Here is a 15777-nt window from a genome sequence, read left to right as displayed (position 1 = left end):
CGTTGCGCAAGCCGTTGATGCCAGACGTTACCATGCTTCCGTTATATCCGTTTGGCCATTGCCGCTCTTGTTACTCCCCTTGTTTACCGTGAGGTTTTCCCATGTCCGACGCGAGACTCTCCAGTCCAGCGGCGCTTCGCAATCGCGAGCCCATCCACGCGGTGCTGCGCCAGTGCCTGGGACGCCATGCCCGCGTGCTGGAGCTCGCCAGCGGCAGTGGTGAGCACGGACTCTATATGACGCAGTGCCAGCCGGGCTGGCGATGGCAGCCGAGCGACGTTTCCGAGGCGGCGCTGGCGTCCATCGCTGCCTGGCGCGCGCTTGCAGCAGCAGAAGATGGGCAAGGGGAAGCGGAGGTTGACAGGCAAGGCGAAAGCGAAGCGCAACGGGCAGGGCCATCGGGGCGAGAGCCGGAGCAAGCGCCGCAAGGCGGCGGCAATCTGCTGGCGCCGGTGCGCCGCGACGTGCTGGAGCCCTGGCCGGATGACACCTTTGACGCCCTGGTGGCGATCAATCTGATCCATATCTCGCCGTGGGAAGTGACGCCTGCGCTGATGGCAAAGGCCCAGGCCCACCTCAAGCCGGGTGGCGTGCTGTTGCTGTACGGCCCCTACCGACGTGGTGGTGAGCATACCGCGCCGTCCAATGCGGCCTTCGACGCCGACTTGAGGCGCCGTGACCCGCGCTGGGGCGTGCGGGACCTGGAGCAGGTTACCGAGGTCGCCGCCGAGCACGGCCTGAGCCGGGAGGCCATCCACGAGCTGCCGGCCAACAATCTGGCGCTGGTGTTCCGTCGGCAGTGATGGCGGAAGCGGATCGACCCGTCTGCGAGCGGCCGGCCTTTGACAGGCCGGCCGTGTCGTTTCAGGCGTTCTTCTTGAGCCAGCGATGGTAGTCCTCGAGTCCCTCGCGGATATCGGTGAATCGTGGCTCGAAGCCCAGATCCGTGCGCGCGCGGGTGATGTCCAGGGGGCTGCCCCGCACCACGAAGGGGCCCGGCCCCAGGCGCATGCCGCTGTCGTGGCCGAGCAGGTCGGTGACGCTGTCGACGATGTCCTGGTGGGCGATCGGCACCCCGCAGGAAATGTTGTAGTGGCGGTGAGGCACGCTGTCGGCATCGAACAGCGCCAGGATGCCCCTCGCGGTGTCCTCGACGTGGGTCCAGTCGGTGGTCTGGTCGCGTCCGTTGTCAGGGTGCACATCGCGTAGCCCTTCGAGTGGCCCGAACATCGCCTGGTAGACCGCGTGCATGTGGGACGGGCGCTTGCCGGGGCCATACACGAAGAACAGTCGGGCCTGACGGATATCCATGCCGTAGGTCGCCGTGTACTGGTCGCCGTAGAGCTCGCCGGAAATCTTGGTGGCGCCGTAAAGGTCGGTGGCCTTGTAGGGCATGGTCTCGACCTGGGGGCCGGCGGCGTCGCCGTAGACCGCGCCGGAGCTCATGTTGACCACCTTGTCGATGCCCAGCAGCCGGCAGGTCTCGTAGACGTTCAGGGTGCCCATGGCGTTGATCGACAGGTGCTTGAACGGGCGGGTCTGGAAGCTTGGCCCGGCGATCACCGAGACGCCGTGTATGACCCCTTCCAGCTCGTCGCGATAGCGCAGAAAGGTCTCGAACAGGGTGTGGGTGTCGAGCACATCCACCGCTTCGAAGTGGACGTTGTCGCGCACTTCCTCGAGATAGTCGAGGCCCATGCGGTCGACGTGGGGGGCGGCCATATCGCAGATGATGACCTTCTTGCCCTGGCGGGCGAGCAGGGTGGCGACCCAGGAACCGACGTGGCCGAGGCCACCGGTGATCAGTACAGCCATGGCATGACTCCTATTGAGATAAGCCCGCCGGGCAAGGACCTGGAGCCTTGCCCGGTCGCGGCGTCATTTGAGCAAGAGGTTGGGGAGGAACATCACGATGGACGGAAACAGCGTGATCACGATCAGCACCGCCACCAGCGGGATGTAGAACGGCAGGGTGGCCCGCACCAGGGTGTTGAAGGGCAGGTTGGTGATCTTCTGGATGGCGAACAGCACCGTGCCCACCGGTGGCGTGATCAGCCCGATCATCAGGTTGAAGATCATCAGCACGCCGAAGTGCACCGGATCGATGCCGTACTGCACCACCACCGGCACCAGCAGCGGCGTCAGCAGAAACAGCGCCGGCACCGAGTCGATGAATAGCCCGATCAGCAGGATAAACAGGCTCAGCAGCAGAAGCAGCAGCATCGGATCGCTGACGGTAGCGAGCAGGAAGTCGGCGACCAGGGCGGTGACCTGATAACGCGCCAGGATCCAGCTATAGAGCGCGCTGCCGGCGATGATCAGCAGCAGCACCGAGGTGTCGATGGCGGTGTCACGCAGGATCTGGACGAACTCGCGCAGGGTGATCGAGCGATAGACGCAGAACGAGATGATCATGCAGTAGAGCAGCGCCACCACCGAGGCCTCGGTGGGGGTGAAAAGCCCCGACAGGATGCCGACCAGGATGATCACTGGCGTCAGCATGGGCAGCAGACCCCGCGACAGTGCACGGGTGAATTCGGCCATGGTGGCGCGGGCCCGGGTCGGGTAGCCACGACGATGGGAGATCACCGCCACCATCACCATCAGGCCGGCACCCATGAACAGGCCCGGCAGGATGGAGCCGAGAAAGATCGCGGCGATGGAGGCGTTGGCCAGGGCGCCATAGATGACCGCCGGAATGCTGGGCGGGATGATCGGCCCGATGGTAGCGGAACTGGCGGTGACCGCGGCGCTGAAGTCGGTGGGAAAGCCATCGTCTTCCATGGCCTTTATCTCCACCGCGCCAAGCCCGCCAGCATCGGCCACCGCTGAGCCCGACATGCCGGCAAACAGCATGCTCGCCAGCACGTTGACGTGGCCGAGCCCGCCCTTGAGGTGACCCACGGCGCAGCGCGCCACGTCGAACACCCGATCAGAGATGCCTGCCGAGTTCATCAGCCGGCCGATCAGCAGAAAGGCGGGAATCGCCAGCAGGGTGAAGCTGTTGACGCCGTACAGGGTGCGCTGGGCGATCATCTCCAGCGGGATCTCGGCGAAGCCACGGGTATAGGCCAGCACCGCCGCCGATGAGGCGATCATCGCAAAGGCGACTGGCACCCCCAGCATCAGCAGCACGATCAGGCCGACGAACATGATGGCAAAGATTTCCATGGTGTCTTACTCCTTGGGTTCGTCAGGCAAGGTGGAAGGCTTGCCGCGCAGACGAACGACGAGGTCCTCCACCAGCAGCAGTGCCATCAGGCCGGCAGCGACCAGCTGCATCAGGTACAGGTAGGAAAAGCTCATGTCGAAGGTGCTGGCGAAGATGCCGGCGGTGCGCTCCATCATGTTGAAGGCGCCCCCCATGATCATCAGAAGCACCAGGATGCTGATGGCGTCGGCGGCGACCGCCGCCCAGCGCTGGGCACCCGCTGGCAGCAGGTCGGTGACGACGGTGATGCGGATGTGTTCCTGGTAGCGCAGTGCCAGCACCGAACCGAGAAAGATCTCCGCCAGGAACAGATAGCGGGAAACCTCGTCGGTCCAGGGCACCGCGACGCCGAGGGCATAGCGTGCGATTACCTGAATGGCCATGACCAGCAGCATCAGGCCGAAGGCACCGACTACCACGGTGGTCAACAACCACCAGAAAGCACCCAGTGCCCGGGACAGGGTAGGAGATGAGGTCATCGGACACTCCGTTGCCCCGCCGGGTGGCGGGGACTTGACTCAAGGGAAGGGGCCTCGGTCGGCGAGGCCCCGTGGGACGGTCAGATGCTGTGCCAACCCTCGAGGCGCCAAGGCCTCAAAGGCTCGCGCCGCCTCGGACTTACTGGATCAGTGACAGCACATAGTCACGAACGGCCGGGTCGTAGTCCTGGGCGATCTCTTCCACGGCGGGGCGCGCGGCCTGACGGAAGGCGGCGACATCGGGCTCGACCACCTCCATGCCTTCTTCCTTGAGTTTTTCAAACAGCTCCGCCTGACCATCGCTGACCAGTTGATCGCCCCAGGTCGTGGCGTCGTCGATGGCGGACAGGACGATGTCACGGTGTTCGTCGGACAGTTCCTGATAGACGTCTTCGTTCATCAGCCAGTGGAAGAACGAGTAGACGTGTTCGGTGCGGCTGACATAGTCCTGCACCTCGAACAGCTTGCCGGCGTAGATGTTGTCCACCGGGTTTTCCTGCATGTCGATGACGCCGGTCTGCAGCGAGGTGTAGACCTCCGGCCAGGCAATCGGGCTCGGCAGTGCGCCGATCTCGCCCCATACCGCGACCCAGGGCGCGATCTCCGGCACGCGCATGCGCACCTCGCTGACGTCCTCCGGGGTCTTGACCGGGGTCTTTGAGGTCAGGTTGCGGGGGTTGCGTGCCGACAGGCCCACCAGGCGCATGTTGCCCTTGGCGATCAGGCTCTGATTCAGCGCCTCGCCGATCTCGCCTTCGTAGATCTTGCGGGCCTGGTCACTGGAGTCGTAGACGAAGGGCAGGTCGGCGGCGGCAAACTCGGGGGCATACAGGGTCATCGGCATGGAGCCACCGAGGGCGATGGCGTACTCGCCGTAGCTGGCGCCTTCCAGGTGGTCGCGCTCGCCACCGACCTCGGTGCCGAGAAGGGTCACCGTCAGCTCGCCATCGGACTCGCTCTCGATGGTGTCCTTGAGGCGCTCGCCGATCTTGAACATGGCGTGGGACGGGTCGGTGTGGATGGCGATGGCCAGGTCTTCGGCGGCGGCGGTGCCGGCGGCGCCGAGCGAGATGGCGGTGACCAGGGCAAGGGGGGTGAGGCTGCGTGCGTTCATTGTCGTTGTCTCCTCGGGGCGTATCGTCCGACGACGCTGTTGCGTCGAGGCGTAGTCGAAAGGTAGTCGACATTGCATGGGTAGCGCTACCATTAAGATGGTAGCGCTACCCATACTTTGGTCTTGGGTTACACTGTGGCCAAAGGAATCTTCGAGGAAGGACGCCAATGGACAGCCAGGAAATTCGCTCACGCAAGCGCCACCGGGGCAAGGGCCGAGTGACCCTGGCCGACGTGGCCCGCCAGGCCGGGGTCGCGCCGATCACCGTATCGCGGGCGCTGAATACGCCGGGGCGAGTCTCCGCCGAGGTCAAGCAGCGTGTCGACGCGGCGGTGGAGGCGCTTGGCTATGTACCCAACCTGATCGCCGGGGGGCTTGCCGCAGCGGGCACCCGGGTGATCCCGGTGATCGTGCCGTCGCTGGCCATCCTGACCTTTATCGAGGTCATCGACGCCATCCAGAAGCGACTGGAGGCGGCGGGCTATCAGATGCTGCTGGCCACCACCGACTGGGATCTGGACCGCGAGGCCAGTCTGGTCGATACGGTGCTCGGCTATTCGCCGTCCGGGGTGATCCTGACCGGTCTACGCCACCGGCCCCGGGTGATCTCGCGACTCAGGGACTGGGGACGCCCGGTGGTAGAAATCATGGAGGTGGGCGACGACCCCATCGACATGAACGTGGGGGTGGACGGCGTCGCCTTGGGTCACGCTATGGCATCCCATCTGCTTGAGCAGGGCTATCGGCGTATCGCCTTCGTCGGCTCTCACCTGGGCCATGACTACCGGGCGGCACAACGCCTGGAGGGACACCAGCGGGCGCTGGAGGAGGCGGGCGCGGCCTGTGGCGGGGTGCTGGAGTACCACGAGCCGGCGTCCTACGAGGTCGGCGTACGAGCGCTGGAGGATGTGATGGCGATGACACCGCGACCGGACGCCATCCACTGCTCCAACGATATCGTCGCCAGCGGCGTGCTGCTGGCGGCAAGCCGCCAGGGCATCAGGATTCCCGAGGAGCTGGCGGTGGGTGGCTATCTGGGGTTGCCGCTGGCGGAGCACCTGACGCCGAAGCTGACCACCCTGGCGGTGGCCCGCAGCGAGATGGGCACCCAGGCGGCGGAACTGCTGCTCGAGCGTCTGTCCGGCAAGACCCCGGAACGGCCAATCCGCGATCTGGGATTCACCCTGGTGAAGGGCGGCAGCACCTGAGCGTCAGCGGAATCGGGCGCCGCCTCTACCGTCCCTGAATGAAGGCTCGTCGGGCGATCATTCTTCAGGGATAACGCCCGGTTCACGATACTTGACGCCTTCGTTCTGGCGCTCCTGTTCGGTCTTGTGCTCATCCACCGGGGGAACGCCCCAGACCGTCTCCTTGTGTCCGTCATCGTAGGTGTAGGTGGTGCAGCCGGTAAGGCTTGCCAGCAGCAGGGCGGCGATCATGGCGGTGATCATTGCGCGGCTGGGCAGGCCGATCCTTGCTTGGTGCAGGAAGGCGCGAAGGCCGGGACGGGCAACGACAGGCAGGCGAAGGGACATGAGGGCTCCGGATGTCAGGGTACGGTGAAGCTGCGAAGGAGTCGCCGATGAAGCGGTCCATCGCCAGTATGGCGCTGTGGCAGCAAAGAAAAAACCGCGGATGCTGATGACAGCATCCGCGGCTCGCTGGTTGGCGCTAAATAGGCTCTTTAGCCTCCGGCGTCAGGACGATAGCCACAGGGGCACGTAGACCACCAGCAAAAGCACGCCGATCAGCCCCAGCAGGTAGGGCAGGATGGCACGGGTGATACGCTCGAGCGGCAGCTGGGTCACCGAAGAGGCCACGTACAGGTTGATCGCCACCGGGGGTGTGATCATGCCGATCGCCAGCCCCACCACGATGATCAGGCCAAAGTGCACCGGGTCGATGCCGAGCTGGGTCACCAGCGGCAGCAATACCGGGGTCAGGATGATCAGGGCGCTGGCGGTCTCGATGAACACCCCGGTCAGCAGGATCACCGCCACCACCAGCAGCAGGATGACGTAGGGATCGGTGGACAGCGACAGCACCGACTGGGCGATCTGGGCCGGCACCTGGGCGCTGGACAATGTCCAGCTCAGCACCGCCGAGGTGGCGATCACCAGCATGATCACCGAGGTGGTGATCGCCGAGCGGATCATCACGGCGTAGACGTCCCGATAGGTCAGGTCGCGATAGACGAACAGCGATACCAGCAGGGCGTAGACCACCGCCACCACCGCCGCCTCGCTGGGGGTGAACACCCCCGAGAAGATCCCGCCGAGGATGATGACCGGCGTCATCAGCCCCCAGCTTGCTGCACGCAGGGTCCGCCAGATGGTCGCCAGCGACAGCGGGCTGCCGTGGGGGTACTGGCGACGGTGGGCCTGGACCAGGGCGATGGCACCGAGGCCAAGACCCATGGCCAGCCCCGGCAGAAAGCCCGCCAGAAACAGGTCCGACACCGACTCCTGGGCGATGACCGCGTAGATGATCATCGGCACCGAGGGTGGGATCACCACGCCGATGGTGCCGCTGGCGGCGATCAGGCTAGCGGCGGAGGCCGGGTCATAGCCCTTGCGCTTGAGTTCCGGCACCAGGCTCGAGCCCACCGCAGCGGTGGTGGCCGCACCGGAGCCGGAGATGGCGGCAAAGAACATCCCGGCCAGTACCGACACCAGCGAAAGCCCGCCCTTGAGAAAGCCGAACAGGCTGTCGGCGAAGTCGACCAGCTTGCGGCTGACCGCGCCCTGGGCCATGAGGTCTCCGGTGAGGATAAACATCGGCACCGCGACCAGGGCGAAGGTGTTGATGCCCTGGAACATCTGCTGGGGCACCACCGCGAGCGGTGTGCCCTGGACCACCAGCGTCGCCAGGGTGCTGGCGCCGATGGTAAAGGCGATGGGCACGCCGATCAGCATCAGCACCACGAAGGAGATGAACAGCAACAGCATCACGCCACCTCCTGCGGGCTCGCCGGCGTCTGGCCGGTGAGCTCTCGCACGATCGCCACCAGGGTGGTGAAGGCCATCAAGGCGCCCGCCAGCGGCATCACCGCGTAGACCCAGGTCATCGACAGGCGTAGTGACGCCGACTTCTGGAAACTCTGCAACTGCATGTAGTTCCAGCCAATGACGATCAGCGCCAGCAGAAAGGCCAGCACCACCAGGTGGGCGATGATCCTGGCGATTCGTCCACCAAGGCCGGGCAGGGCGTCGACCACGAAGGTCACGGCGATATGACGACCGGCGCGGTAGGCCAGGGTAGCGGCCAGGAAGGTGATCCAGACCAGCAGAAAGCGTGCGACCTCTTCGGTCCAGCCCACCGCGGTGAAGGCCACCCGGGAGATGATCTGCAGGGAGATGACGCCGATCAACGCCGCCATGGCGGCGAACACCACCGGGCGTGTCACGGCGTCGAGTCCCCGCTCAAGGCGTTCGAGCAGGGACAGCACTTACTTGGACTCCCCGGCCTTCAGCGCTTCCTGGATGCGCGGCAGGTAGTCGCCGAACTGCTCGCCGTAGGTCTCGTAGACCGGAGCGACGGCGTCCTGGAAGGCGGCGATGTCGGGAGACTCCTCGATCTGCATGCCGGCTTCCTTGAGTTCGGCAAGCTGCTGTTCGGCCATGGCGGCGTTCTGCTCGCGCTCGTACTCGGCGGCTTCCTGGGCGGCGGCCTCGACGACTTCCTGGGCGGCCTCGGGCAGCTTCTGCCAGGACGGCATGCCCATGACGAAGATCGCCGGGGCATAGGTGTGACGCGACAGCGTCATGTAGTCCTGGGTCTCGTTGAGCTTGAACGAGTGGATCACGTTGATCGGGTTTTCCTGGCCGTCGATGGTGCCCTGCTGCATGGCGGTCAGCGCCTCGGTCCAGGCCATCGGCACGGCGTTGGCGCCGAGCTCGCGGAAGGTGTCGACGTAGACCGGGTTTTCCATGACGCGGATGCGCAGGCCGTCGATGTCCTCGGGGCTTGCCACCGGGCGCTCGGAGTTGGTCAGGTTGCGGAAACCGCGCTCGGCGTAGGCCAGGCCCTTGAGGTTGACGTCGGCGAGCCTGTCGAGCAGTTCCTGGCCGATGGGGCCGTCGAGTACCGAGTAGGCCTCCTCGGGCGAGGCGAACAGGAACGGCAGTTCGAACACCGCCATGGGCTCGACGAAGTTGGCCACCGGGCCGTTGGTGATCACGCCCATGTCGACGGTGCCGATCTGCATGCCCTCGAGCAGGGTGCGCTCATCACCCAGGGTGGCGTTGGGGAAGATCTCTACGTCGACCTTGCCTTCGGTGCGGGCTTCGACCAGTTCCTCGAACTTGGTAGCGGCGATATGGAAGCCGTCCTGCTCGTTGACCACGTGGGCCAGGCGCAGCTTGACCGGGTCCATGTCGGCGAAGTCGTTGGCCTGGGCGGCGGACGTGGCAAGCGCAGTGGACAGAGCTATGCCGGCGGCCAGGGTGGTCAGGGCAAGGGGGCGGGGCGCGATGTGGCGTGTCATGGGGGTTCCTTGGTGGTGTTCAGCGAAAATGGCGTCTTCTCGGCGGGCCGTCACTTTACGATGGTAGCCGCCTAGCGCCTTGTTTTTGTTGAGAGGTTGGAGTGATCTAGCAGCCACGATCATGCCGGAAGCGGCGCCACGCGGTCAATTCGGCTGGGTTGAGGGGGGGGGGGAGACAGGAAGGAAAAAATGGAGCGTGGCAGACTAATGCCGAAACGGACGCCGGGGTTGTCGCTAGCAGTGATCTCTTTGATGCCATGGCCTTGCCGAGGACCAGTGTCAAACGCCAGGACGTCCGCTAGACTAGGGAGTCTGAAGGAGAAACCTCATGACCACCAAGCTGGATCCGATAATTTCCGAGTTCGAGACGCAGGAGCAGGCGGAGAGCCATGATCGCTGGTTGCGTGAAAAGGTTCAGCGCAGCATCGATCATCCAGGCCAGGGAATGTCTCATGATCAGGTCATGGCCAAGGTCGACACCATCATCAACGATGCGAGTAAGCGACGCGGTGGCGAAGAGGCGTGAGTCTGCCAATCCATTGGCACGACGGCGCTGTTGCCGATTTGCTGGAAGTGATCAGCTACATTGCAGAACGTGATCCCCAGGCGGCTCTGCGACTTCGCAGTAGACTCGAATCTGCTGTTACCTCGGTTGCCGAGCACCCTTTCCTCCATCAAGCAGGGCGGGTTCCCGGCACACGGGAGATAGTGGTCCACCCCAACTTTATCGTGATCTATCAGGTAACGGATCGCATCGAAGTTACCGCAGTGGTTCACGCTCGCCAGAATTATCCCTGACCTTTTCACCGCCCGGTAACAAGGCGTGGCCAGCTCGTGTCTAGGGATGCGGGGCGCCCTTGCGACGCCCCGCATCATCGGTGGGTGGGGCGACTACAGGTGATCGGGGTTATGTAGCTCGCGCTCATCGCCGGGGGGCGGCGTCCACTGGTAGATCCAGGTCTCCGACAGCGGCTTGCCTTCGCTATCGCGCAGATACAGGCGCAGATTGATCGGCTCGGTGCCCTCGTCCGGTGGCACCACATCGAACATGGCCCGGTAGCCCTGGATGGCGTCCAGCGGTCGGGCCGAGGTGATCTCGATGCGCCCGGCGCTGGTCTCGATGACCGGCTCTACCTCGACCTCGCTTGCGTCATCGAAGGGGAAGGGGCCGCCGCGGAAGTCCACCGCGAAGCGCCAGCTGAAGTACTCGCGACGTTGGCCGACGACGCCACCCAGTCCGGTACGGGTCGCCACGCAGCGCGACAGGCTGGGTTGCTGTGGCGGCAGGTCGTACCAGCTCAGACGATAGGCGTAGCGCAGCTCCTGGCCGGCCTCCACCGGGGCCTTGGGTTGCCAGTAGGCCACGATATTGTCGAAGGTCTCGTCCTTGGCAGGCAGCTCCACCAGATCCACGCTGCCTTCGCCCCAGCCCTCGGTAGGTTCGACCCACACGCTGGGTCGGCGATCGTAGTAGACGCCATCGTCCTGGTAGTGGTCGAAGTCGTGGTCGCGCTGGGCCAGGCCGAAGCCCTGAACATTGGTGGCGGAATAGGCGTTGTAGCGAAGCTGGGGCGGGTTCACCAGCGGGCGCCACAGCCATTCGCCGCTTTCGGTGTGGATCGACAGCCCATCCGAGTCATGGATCTCCGGGCGCCAGTCATAGTTGACGTCACGATCGTTCTCGCCGACCAGGTACATGCTGGTCAGTGGCGCGATACCCAGACGCTCGATCGTCTTGCGTGGATAGAGGGTGGCGGCCACGTCCATGACCACGCCTTCGACGTCGCGACGAATATCGAAGCGGTAGGCCCCGGTGGTGCTCTCCGACTCGAGCAGGGCGTAGACGATGACCTTGTCTTCACCCTCGGGCTGTTCCAGCCAGAAGCGGGTGAAGTCAGGGAATTCCTCGGGTTCGCTGCCGGCGGTGTCGATGGCCAGGCCCCTGGCCGACATGCCGTACTGCATGCTCTGACTGACCGCACGGAAGTAGCTGGCGCCCAGGAAGGAGGCGATATCGCGCTTGGGATCCTGATGATGGTGCAGGCGGAAGCCGGCGAAGCCGAGGCGTTCGGACAGCGTATCGGTATCGACCACGCTATCCCCATCGCCGTTGGAAAAGTTGAATAGCGCCGGGTCGTAGGCCAGTTCCTGAGCCTGTCCCTGGCTGACCTGGTAGATCCTGACCGGGGTGGTGAAGCCACGACCCAGGTGAAACAGCTGGGCCGTATAGGGCGCGTCGCTGTTGCTCCACAGGGCGTGGTCGGCGCGGTAGCCGATGGCCTGGTAGTCGTCCCAGGAAAGGGACTTGAGCTGGTCGGGCAGTTCGCCTTCGTGATCCTGGTGAGGTTGCCCCGACAGATGGCGGGCGAAGCCTTTCAGCCAGGCGTAGTCGAAGGAGACCTTTTCTCCGGTGGTCATGAGCCGCTGGTCCAGCGCGGCCAGCAGCGGGGAGATTGGCAGGGCGTAGGCGCTGAGGGCGGTGGCCGCCTTGAGGAAGTCACGTCGCTGCATTTCCATCATCCTTGTGGGTCGAGCACGTCAATGCCTACGACTGCACGAATCGGCAAAGGTTCAGGAAATGTGCATGAAGGGTTGCAATATTGTTAACAGGCTAACAAAGTGCTAGTCTACGCGGCCGGTCGACGGGGGACGCCTTCGTCAAATACCGAGCGGCTCCGTCACGTGAGCCCGTCAAGTCAGCCCGTCGTGTAACCAAGAGGAATACCATGGCCCCCGACCAGCGCTTCAGGTGGATCGTTCGCCTGGCCTTGGGCATGTTCGTCCTGATGTTTGCCTATTTTGTGGTGGCAGATACCTACATGCCGATGACCCCGGAGGCGCGGGTCATGCGCCCGGTGGTGCGTATCGCCCCGGAAGTCAGCGGCCCCGTCGAGCGGGTCCACGTCAGCAATAACGACCATGTCGAGGCGGGTGATCCGCTGTTTCGTATTGAACCCGCACCCTTCGAGCTGGCGCTCGAGCAGGCGCGACTGGAACTGGAGGCGGCGCGTCAGCAGAATGCGACCCTGAGCGCCAGCATCGCATCAGCCCGCGCCGCCCTCGAAGCGGCCCGCGCCAGGGCCCAGGAGAGCGGCCAGGAGCGCCGGCGAGGTGAGCGCTTGATCAGCCAGAACAGCATCTCGCGCCAGCGCCTCGATGGCCTGGTAGCCACCGACCGTCAGGCCCAGGCCGAGGTCAAGTCCGCCGAGGCCGAAGTGGCGCGCCTGGAGGCCGAACTGGGTGCCGAAGGGGAGGCCAACTTGCGTTTGCGTCAGGCCCGCAACGCCCTGGAGCAGGCCGAGCTCGATCTCGACCACACCCTGGTGCGGGCCCAGCATTCCGGCACGCTGAGCAACCTGCAACTCGAGGTGGGTGACTACGCCACCCAGGGACAGCCAGCGCTGGCGCTGATCACTGATGAGGTCGAACTGATCGCGGATTTCCGCGAGAAGAGCCTGCGCAAGGTCGCCGCCGGCGACGAGGCCCGCGTGGTGTTCGACGCCATGCCCGGCCAGGTCTTTGCCGCCCGGGTAGAGAAGCGCGACGCTGGGGTCTACGACGGACAGATCAGCGCCGACGGTAACCTGGCCGACATCCCCACCACCGACCGCTGGCTGCGCGATGCCCAGCGCCTTCGCCTGCACCTTTCGCTGGCCGGGGACGCACCGACGAGTCTTCCCACCGGCTCCCGCGCCACGGTGCAGCTGTTTCCCGGGGAGCACCCGCTGGCCCATCCGCTGGGGGCGCTGCAGATTCGGCTGATGTCCTGGCTGCATTATGTTTACTAAGCAGCCACGGGCGTCGTCTACCAAGCAGCCACGGGCCTTGTTTGCCAAGAGGCTACTGGCGTCGTCAGGGCAGCAGCAACCGAAGGCCTCGAAGCTCAGCGACAACGGCTTGCGCCAGTGTCTGCGTATCGCGGTGGGGGCCTGGCTCGGCTTTCTGATCAGCCAGCTGATGCACTGGAACTATGGTGTCTTCTTCACCGTCTTTCCGATGTTTCTGCTGGGGATCATTCCGGTGTTCAACGCCCATGTGGTGCGCCAGTTCCTGGGTAACGCCTGCCTCAATGTGGTCGAGATCAGCCTGGTGGTGGGGTTGACCCAGCATCTGCCGGTGGTGATGACGGGACTGGTGTTCCTGATGTTCCTGGGACGCTTCACGCTGATGGCCAGGGGGCCGTTGTTCGTGTTCGGCGCCAACGGCGTGCTGACCCTGAGCATCATGCTGCATTTCGCCAGCTACCCCGACCTCGACCTGTTCGACCTGCTGGCCAGCAACACCGTTGCGAGTTTTCTGGCGGTGGCCATCGCCGCCCTGATGCACTGGCTGTTTCCCGATGTCACGCCGCGACAGCCGCCACCACGTCAGGCCAAGACGGCGGCGCTGAAGCGCCATCAGGCGTTGATCGGGGCGCTGACCGCGACCCTGTCCTTTCTGGTGTTTCAATTGCTCGATCTGCGCGACTCCCTGTCCGCGCAGATGGCGACCATCCTGATCCTGTTTGCCCTCGGCTACCATGGCGCCCGGATGTCGGCCTGGCGTCGTGCCATCGGCACTCTGTTGGGCTGCAACCTGGCACTGGTGCTGCAACTGGTGCTGTTCACCAAGAGCGATCATCTGCTGCTGGTGCTGCTGGCCTACGCCATCGGTCTTTTGCTGTTCGCACGGGAGCACGTCATCGAGAACGCCGGCTCCGGCATCGGCTTCGGCGGGCTGACGACCCTGGGTATCCTGTTTGGCCAGTACCTGAGACCCGATCAGGATCTGGTCGTCGACGCCGTCTATCGGTTCAGCTCGATGTGCGTGGCACTGCTGGCCACCCTGGCGGTGATGGCGGTACTGCATCGGCTGCTGGATCTATGGCCTGCGGTCTCGAGCCGGGAAGCACCTCACACGAGCTGAGTTTTTTATGCTGCTTGCAATAGAGAAGGGGGCCGTGTCAGCACGGCCCCCTCTTTTAGCTACTTTACCTACCCGCTTGATCTGGCGATTTTGGTCAGCTCTCTGGTGAAGCTTTGTGGCATAGCTTTGTGACATAGCTTTGTGACATAGCTTTGTGACATAGCCTTCTGGCCCAGCCTCGTGGCTCTGGTCGTGGACGCCCGGGCCTTGTCCGAAAAGTCGCCTAGCCGCCCTGGGGCAGCGGGATGGTCACCAGCCCGTAGGAGTGGACTTCGGCGCTGCCGGGATAGGCATCGACCACGCTCAGGCTGCCGTCATCGTGCTGGATCTCGAACACCCAGGTCTTGCCGGTGTTGCCGCTGATGATGTTGACGTAGTTGCCGTCGGCGCTCAGGTCCATGTCGGCGAAATACTCGTTGTAATCCTCGGCGCGGTAGGCGGCTTCTTCCAGCAGAGCGATGCTGCCGTCCTCGGGATCGACGCTGAAGGTCGACAGGCTCGAGGTATGGGAGTTGGTGGTCCAGGCGTACTTGCCGTCTTCCGAGGTGGTGACCCAGCAGGCGGCCTGCTCGCCACCCCAGATGTCGTCGCCAGTCATCACATCCGCCGACACCAGGGTCAGCTTGCCGTTCTCGTCTATGTCGTAGGACGACATCGAGCCGGTCTGGCCCTCGTATTCCTGCAGGAAGGGATACTTGGCCTTCGACTCCTCGGATGACGGGTGGAACTGGTAGCCCTGGGTGATATAGCGGGTTTCGGTCACCAGCAGGGTGCTGTGACCGTCCGGGCGAGTGACCAGCTTGGTGCCGATGGGCAGGGCGAAGAAGCGCTCCTCGCTCAGGTGCGGCGACTCAAGGCTCGAGATCGGCTCCTGCGACAGGAGGCCTTCGTCGTCCACCGCATAGACATGCACCATGCCGGTAAGAAAGCCGACAAGCGTCAGGTACTTGCCGTCCTCGGTGAACTCCATGCTGACCGGAGAATCATCCAGCGGCCGAACGGAGTCGGGGATCTCGGTCAGGTTGCCATCGCCATCGATGGTAAAGCCCTTGATCACCCCCGGCTCATCGTTGGCACCATCGGTGCTGGCGACGTAGACGATGTCGCCATGGCCGTCGATGGCCTTGGGTTTGGCGCCGCCGGCATCCACCACATTGTTGAGCGTCAGCGTCAGGTCGTCTTCGACGTGAAGTGACGACAGGGTGCCGTCGCCGACGTTGGCCACCAGTACGTTGCGGTTGTCTGCCGAACGCCACACGCCGTAGGCCGAACCGAGCGGGTCGAGGCCGCCATCCATGCCGTTGCCCGTGCCGCCGGTGGTGTACTCGCCGACTTTCTCCAGGGTGCCATCGTCAAACTGGCGCCAGGCGATCAGCGAGTTCTCGTCGGCGTTGTTGGTGGCGACGTAGACACCACCCGTCACGTCCCTGGCCATGGCAGGCAGGCAAACCGAAAGCAGGACGAGGCCCATCAAGACTGGATTTTTCATAGCGTACCTTGGTCAGTTTTTGCTTTTCTTGTGCCGCGATGCCGGCAGATCCAGGCATTCAGGCTAGTCGTGGTTTATGTAGGTGCTCGCCGG

Annotated in this window: 16 protein-coding genes; 6 read left to right on the top strand and 10 right to left on the bottom strand. The window is 64.3% G+C overall.

Annotated features, from left to right (window positions below; genetic code table 11):
* Window positions 1-101: 101 nt before the first annotated feature.
* On the top strand, window positions 102-803 hold the full coding sequence (locus NFI08_RS18405; RefSeq protein ID WP_108447855.1) for a DUF938 domain-containing protein: 702 nt from the start codon (window positions 102-104) through the stop codon (window positions 801-803).
* Between the two features lie 61 nt (window positions 804-864).
* On the opposite strand, the gene NFI08_RS18400 is transcribed toward NFI08_RS18405, so the two are convergent.
* The 4 genes from NFI08_RS18400 to NFI08_RS18385 form a co-directional block, all read right to left on the bottom strand.
* On the bottom strand, window positions 865-1815 hold the full coding sequence (locus NFI08_RS18400; protein ID WP_222516865.1) for an NAD-dependent epimerase/dehydratase family protein: 951 nt from the start codon (window positions 1813-1815) through the stop codon (window positions 865-867).
* A gap of 63 nt (window positions 1816-1878) precedes the next feature.
* Window positions 1879-3171 carry a TRAP transporter large permease gene (locus NFI08_RS18395; RefSeq protein WP_108447856.1) on the bottom strand — a complete coding sequence of 431 codons (1293 nt, stop codon included), beginning with the start codon at window positions 3169-3171 and terminating at the stop codon, window positions 1879-1881.
* Between the two features lie 6 nt (window positions 3172-3177).
* On the bottom strand, window positions 3178-3690 hold the full coding sequence (locus NFI08_RS18390) for a TRAP transporter small permease (protein WP_045994307.1): 513 nt from the start codon (window positions 3688-3690) through the stop codon (window positions 3178-3180).
* A 139-nt stretch (window positions 3691-3829) separates the two neighbouring features.
* Window positions 3830-4804: a TRAP transporter substrate-binding protein gene (locus NFI08_RS18385; RefSeq protein WP_045994306.1), complete on the bottom strand. Its 975-nt coding sequence runs from the start codon at window positions 4802-4804 to the stop codon at window positions 3830-3832.
* Window positions 4805-4971: 167 nt separating this feature from the next.
* On the opposite strand from NFI08_RS18385, the gene NFI08_RS18380 reads away from it, so the two are divergent.
* On the top strand, window positions 4972-6012 hold the full coding sequence (locus NFI08_RS18380; RefSeq protein WP_108447857.1) for a LacI family DNA-binding transcriptional regulator: 1041 nt from the start codon (window positions 4972-4974) through the stop codon (window positions 6010-6012).
* Between the two features lie 57 nt (window positions 6013-6069).
* Here the strand turns inward: NFI08_RS18380 and NFI08_RS18375 are convergent, their stop codons facing one another.
* The 4 genes from NFI08_RS18375 to NFI08_RS18360 form a co-directional block, all read right to left on the bottom strand.
* Window positions 6070-6339 carry a hypothetical protein gene (locus NFI08_RS18375; RefSeq protein WP_345840255.1) on the bottom strand — a complete coding sequence of 90 codons (270 nt, stop codon included), beginning with the start codon at window positions 6337-6339 and terminating at the stop codon, window positions 6070-6072.
* Window positions 6340-6501: 162 nt separating this feature from the next.
* Window positions 6502-7752: a TRAP transporter large permease gene (locus NFI08_RS18370; protein WP_231498723.1), complete on the bottom strand. Its 1251-nt coding sequence runs from the start codon at window positions 7750-7752 to the stop codon at window positions 6502-6504.
* Window positions 7752-8252 (bottom strand): TRAP transporter small permease, encoded by a 501-nt coding sequence (locus tag NFI08_RS18365; protein ID WP_240184143.1) that lies wholly within the window; start codon window positions 8250-8252, stop codon window positions 7752-7754. The genes NFI08_RS18370 and NFI08_RS18365 overlap by 1 nt, the downstream gene beginning before the upstream one ends.
* Entirely contained in the window at window positions 8253-9290 is a 1038-nt protein-coding gene (locus NFI08_RS18360) for a TRAP transporter substrate-binding protein (protein ID WP_108133743.1), read from the bottom strand. It abuts the gene before it with no gap.
* A 328-nt stretch (window positions 9291-9618) separates the two neighbouring features.
* On the opposite strand from NFI08_RS18360, the gene relB reads away from it, so the two are divergent.
* Both relB and NFI08_RS18350 read left to right on the top strand, forming a co-directional pair.
* The gene (relB, locus tag NFI08_RS18355) at window positions 9619-9816 is read left to right on the top strand and encodes a type II toxin-antitoxin system RelB family antitoxin (RefSeq protein ID WP_108447859.1); all 198 of its coding nucleotides are present in this window, start codon (window positions 9619-9621) and stop codon (window positions 9814-9816) included.
* Window positions 9813-10088, top strand: coding sequence for a type II toxin-antitoxin system RelE/ParE family toxin (locus tag NFI08_RS18350; protein WP_108447860.1), 276 nt, complete (start codon window positions 9813-9815; stop codon window positions 10086-10088). Before relB ends, NFI08_RS18350 begins: the two co-directional genes overlap by 4 nt.
* 93 nt (window positions 10089-10181) lie before the next feature.
* Here NFI08_RS18350 and NFI08_RS18345 read toward each other — a convergent pair whose 3' ends face one another.
* Entirely contained in the window at window positions 10182-11801 is a 1620-nt protein-coding gene (locus NFI08_RS18345) for an OpgD/OpgG family glucan biosynthesis protein (RefSeq protein ID WP_349591196.1), read from the bottom strand.
* A gap of 215 nt (window positions 11802-12016) precedes the next feature.
* Here NFI08_RS18345 and NFI08_RS18340 point away from each other — a divergent pair, with 215 nt between their 5' ends.
* Window positions 12017-13078 carry an HlyD family secretion protein gene (locus NFI08_RS18340; protein WP_349591195.1) on the top strand — a complete coding sequence of 354 codons (1062 nt, stop codon included), beginning with the start codon at window positions 12017-12019 and terminating at the stop codon, window positions 13076-13078.
* Between the two features lie 37 nt (window positions 13079-13115).
* Entirely contained in the window at window positions 13116-14195 is a 1080-nt protein-coding gene (locus NFI08_RS18335) for a DUF2955 domain-containing protein (RefSeq protein WP_349591194.1), read from the top strand.
* Window positions 14196-14418: 223 nt separating this feature from the next.
* Here the strand turns inward: NFI08_RS18335 and NFI08_RS18330 are convergent, their stop codons facing one another.
* Entirely contained in the window at window positions 14419-15684 is a 1266-nt protein-coding gene (locus NFI08_RS18330; protein WP_349591193.1) for a lactonase family protein, read from the bottom strand.
* Window positions 15685-15777 lie beyond the last annotated feature (93 nt).

It is taken from the genome of Halomonas sp. EF61, assembly GCF_040147045.1.
Classification (GTDB): Bacteria; Pseudomonadota; Gammaproteobacteria; order Pseudomonadales; family Halomonadaceae; genus Halomonas; species Halomonas litopenaei.
This window is presented reverse-complemented; position numbering and strand designations above follow the sequence as displayed.

Coding starts and splice junctions, on each gene's coding strand:
- NFI08_RS18405 (WP_108447855.1), top strand. CDS start 102: ATGTCCGACGCGAGACTCTCCAGTCCAGCGGCGCTTCGCAATCGCGAG.
- NFI08_RS18400 (WP_222516865.1), bottom strand. CDS start 1,815: ATGGCTGTACTGATCACCGGTGGCCTCGGCCACGTCGGTTCCTGGGTC.
- NFI08_RS18395 (WP_108447856.1), bottom strand. CDS start 3,171: ATGGAAATCTTTGCCATCATGTTCGTCGGCCTGATCGTGCTGCTGATG.
- NFI08_RS18390 (WP_045994307.1), bottom strand. CDS start 3,690: ATGACCTCATCTCCTACCCTGTCCCGGGCACTGGGTGCTTTCTGGTGG.
- NFI08_RS18385 (WP_045994306.1), bottom strand. CDS start 4,804: ATGAACGCACGCAGCCTCACCCCCCTTGCCCTGGTCACCGCCATCTCG.
- NFI08_RS18380 (WP_108447857.1), top strand. CDS start 4,972: ATGGACAGCCAGGAAATTCGCTCACGCAAGCGCCACCGGGGCAAGGGC.
- NFI08_RS18375 (WP_345840255.1), bottom strand. CDS start 6,339: ATGTCCCTTCGCCTGCCTGTCGTTGCCCGTCCCGGCCTTCGCGCCTTC.
- NFI08_RS18370 (WP_231498723.1), bottom strand. CDS start 7,752: ATGCTGTTGCTGTTCATCTCCTTCGTGGTGCTGATGCTGATCGGCGTG.
- NFI08_RS18360 (WP_108133743.1), bottom strand. CDS start 9,290: ATGACACGCCACATCGCGCCCCGCCCCCTTGCCCTGACCACCCTGGCC.
- relB (WP_108447859.1), top strand. CDS start 9,619: ATGACCACCAAGCTGGATCCGATAATTTCCGAGTTCGAGACGCAGGAG.
- NFI08_RS18345 (WP_349591196.1), bottom strand. CDS start 11,801: ATGCAGCGACGTGACTTCCTCAAGGCGGCCACCGCCCTCAGCGCCTAC.
- NFI08_RS18340 (WP_349591195.1), top strand. CDS start 12,017: ATGGCCCCCGACCAGCGCTTCAGGTGGATCGTTCGCCTGGCCTTGGGC.
- NFI08_RS18330 (WP_349591193.1), bottom strand. CDS start 15,684: ATGAAAAATCCAGTCTTGATGGGCCTCGTCCTGCTTTCGGTTTGCCTG.